This window comes from Mesorhizobium sp. P2_D1, assembly GCF_056404455.1.
On the sequence record NZ_JBFUDZ010000194.1, the window covers coordinates 1 to 558 of the forward strand.

At 68.0% G+C, this 558-nt stretch carries 1 protein-coding gene and 1 pseudogene; both read left to right on the forward strand.

Annotated features, from left to right (window positions below; genetic code table 11):
- Positions 1 to 108 (forward strand): annotated as a pseudogene (locus AC1D0I_RS32920) (ABC transporter permease); the annotation flags it as partial.
- On the forward strand, positions 105 to 558 hold a 454-nt coding region (locus AC1D0I_RS32925; RefSeq protein WP_477400239.1), incomplete at its 3' end, for an ATP-binding cassette domain-containing protein. The pseudogene AC1D0I_RS32920 and the gene AC1D0I_RS32925, both read left to right, overlap by 4 nt.

The following is a 558-nucleotide window of genomic DNA, read 5'->3' on the forward strand; positions in this document are numbered from 1 at the left end:
GCCTGGTGGGTACTGGTGTTCCCGCTGATCACGCTGATCCTGACCGTGCTGTCGTTCAGCCAGTTCGGCGAGGCGTTGAAGACGCGCTTCGATCCGGTGCTGCGATGAGCGCCTGCCTCGACATCCGGGATCTGAGCGCCGTGCTGCCSAACGGCCAGCGYGTGCTGCGCTCGGTGTCGCTTGCCGTYCARCCCGGCGARGTGCGTGCGCTGGTCGGCGAGAGCGGTGCCGGCAAGACGATGATCGGCAAGGCGGTGCTCGGTGTGCTGCCGTCGAGCGTACGCATCGTCGAAGGCGACATGCGGCTCGAAGGCGAAGACCTTGGCAAGCTGCAGCCGAAGGCGCGGCGCACGCTGATCGGCGCACGCACGGCGCTGATCCCGCAGGATCCGCTGACCGCGCTCAACCCGTCGCGGCGCATCGGCTCGCAGATGACCGACCGGCTGGTGCGCATCCTGGGCTGGAGCGGTGAGAGGGCCGATACCCGAATTCGCCAGTTGCTCGACGAGGTGCAGATCCGCGACCCCGATCGCGTGCTGAAGACCTACCCGCACGAGC